The 1,248-nt window shown below is 59.7% G+C and carries 1 protein-coding gene; it reads right to left on the bottom strand.

The window, feature by feature from the left end; genetic code table 11:
- Positions 1–17: 17 nt before the first annotated feature.
- Positions 18–176 (bottom strand): hypothetical protein, encoded by a 159-nt coding sequence (locus tag ARC39_RS25915; protein WP_161471012.1) that lies wholly within the window; start codon positions 174–176, stop codon positions 18–20.
- Positions 177–1,248 lie beyond the last annotated feature (1,072 nt).

Genomic DNA, 1,248 nt, shown 5'->3' on the forward strand with positions numbered 1-1,248 from the left:
CCGGTGAGGGGATCCGACTAGGCCGTGGCGACGCTAGCTTCGCCACGCGCCTGGCGAGAGAAGAGCGCACAGAACACGTCGCGGAGAATACGGGCACGGTCCATGTTCGCCTCGCGGCGCACGCGCTCAACTTCCTCGTATGACGGCCATTCGAAGACTATATGCTCGGTGCTCATTTAAGATCTCCTGCTGCTGAACATCGCCGCTGTTAGCGATATCGCCGAGCGCCTGCGGTTTTCCAAGTCATGACCGGCATGAAGCTGACGCAATCCTGCCAACGGCTGTGACGTCCCAATGGCCGCCGTGAGCAATGATGCTCGGCGAATGGACTTCGCACACCAGTTCAGGGTCGAGGCAGGTGTCCATTCGCATCTCTTCTTGAATGCCCCCTTCGGCGGCGTGAACGCCACTCTTCCGAAGCAGCGCTGCCTCTGTTTTTCCGCTATGATGGGGCTTCCCGAGTGTGCGTTTCAATTTGTGGAGCGCACGCCTGTCGCGCGTTGGCGGGGATGTGCGGTGGCTCATGGGTTTCCTTGGAGTGAGTGCTGATCGCGTCGATCCCATGAATCGGTGACCGCAGCTCCATGTCGCGCGCGGATGAGGTGCGGTTACGCCAACATGAAAGCCGCTGCGGGAGGCATTCATCACCCTGGCAATCGCCTGTCGGTCAATGGCTTCGTGGTCTGGAGGCCCGGGAGATCGGCGGTGCCACATCGAAGTCAGGGAACCGGCCACGCCGTCATTGGTTGACCTTGTGTGAGCGCAACACGCCTGGCTGAGCCGACGACTCTCGTGTCGACGTCGGCGGAGACCAGTCCGCCCGGTGCTACGCAGGATACCAGTGCGACAACCGCATACCCTGGCATCAAGCGTGACCCGTGTGTTGATCGATGCAGCGCGGCGTTCGAATGCTCGCGATCGCTCTTCCACGTAACGGCAGGCAAGCCAACACTCTCCTGCACCAAAATCCACACGAAGGCTTCAACAGCGAACCGCGGATCGCCATCGATTTGTCGGGGACCAATGGGTGAACCAAGGCAACTTGGTCGGCTGATCACTCAACAGGCGCTGGTCAGAAAACGGCCGATCCATACCGCTCTTCTCTGTTTGCACCTTTGAATCAGAACCGTCGCCAGATGAGACTCCCGAACATCAACTTTTCCCTGTTCGATCCCCTGTTGAAGGAAGCAGGATTCAGTTCCGCACATGGAACGAGATCCTACCGGCCTAGTCGGATCCCCTCACCGG

This window comes from Tropicimonas marinistellae, from assembly GCF_001509585.1.
Lineage (GTDB): Bacteria > Pseudomonadota > Alphaproteobacteria > Rhodobacterales > Rhodobacteraceae > Tropicimonas > Tropicimonas marinistellae.

What these genes read in the sequence shown, in the direction of transcription:
- ARC39_RS25915 (WP_161471012.1), bottom strand. Translation starts at nt 176, where the DNA reads ATGAGCACCGAGCATATAGTCTTCGAATGGCCGTCATACGAGGAAGTT.